Here is a 962-nt window from a genome sequence, read left to right as displayed (position 1 = left end):
TCGGACTTCTGTCAGGTTGAAAAATAAATAAGCATCCAAATTTCTTTTCGATAACTTCGATTAAACGTTCGATATAACCGTTTTGCCTTTGGTTTTCCGGGCTGAATAATTGAATCGCGATGCCTTGACTTTTACACCAGAGATCAAAATGATGACTGGTGAATTCGGGGCCATTATCTACACGCAGACAGAGCGGCTTACCTCGCCAGTCTATGATTTGTTCCAGTGCCCGGGTGACCCGTACAGAAGAAATAGAGGTAGCTACTTCGATACACAATATTTCACGGGAACAGTCATCCATCACATTAAAGGTTCTAAATCTGTTTCCGCTTGCCAAGCTATCGCTCATAAAGTCCATGCTCCATTTTTGATTAATGCTGACCTGTTGTTCCAAAGGTTGTTTCTCCCGAACAGGAAGCCGACGTTTGACACGTCTCTTCTTATTCATATTGAGCAGCTTATATACCCTGTATACTTTCTTATGGTTCCAGGGTTTACCTTCTCTGCGCAAGTAGGCATATAGTTTTCGAAATCCATATACAGGATGTTTGGAGGACAGATCATTTAATGCTGCCATCACGGCACTGTCGTCTTTCTTGCTAACATAGTAATATTGTGAACGGCACATACCTGTCAATTTACAGGCTCCGGCGACACTCAAACCGTGATCTAGGACAATTTCCTGAGTTAACTGTTTTTGTTGCCGGAGCCCCAACCTTTTTTGTGATGACTTCTTTTAGGATATCATGGTTCATACTCAGCTCGGCAAACATCTTTTTCAGGCGTGCATTTTCTTCTTCAAGTTCCTTCAGGCGCTTGACATCAGATGCTTCCATGCCACCGTAACGGCTTTTCCAGTTATAAAAGGTGGCTTTGCTAATCTCAAGCTCCCGGCAGATATCATCGTGTCTTTCTACCTTCTTCTCCCTCTTTGAGAGCTCTTACAATCTGTGTTTCTGTAA

2 protein-coding genes are annotated in these 962 nt (G+C 42.8%); both read right to left on the bottom strand.

All coding sequences use genetic code 11. The annotated features are described in order from the left end of the window. Nucleotides 1–715 (bottom strand): IS3 family transposase (locus L950_RS25425; RefSeq protein WP_156169880.1); only part of this gene is annotated, 715 nt, incomplete at its 3' end. Beyond that, nucleotides 639–899: a transposase gene (locus L950_RS37665; RefSeq protein WP_410528164.1), complete on the bottom strand. Its 261-nt coding sequence runs from the start codon at nt 897–899 to the stop codon at nt 639–641. The genes L950_RS25425 and L950_RS37665, both read right to left, overlap by 77 nt. Between the last annotated feature and the right edge of the window lie 63 nt (nt 900–962).

This window comes from Sphingobacterium sp. IITKGP-BTPF85 (genome assembly GCF_001006065.1).
In the GTDB taxonomy this organism is placed as follows: domain Bacteria; phylum Bacteroidota; class Bacteroidia; order Sphingobacteriales; family Sphingobacteriaceae; genus Sphingobacterium; species Sphingobacterium anhuiense.
Note: the sequence above shows the minus strand (reverse complement) of the source record. Positions and strands in the feature narration are given on the sequence as shown.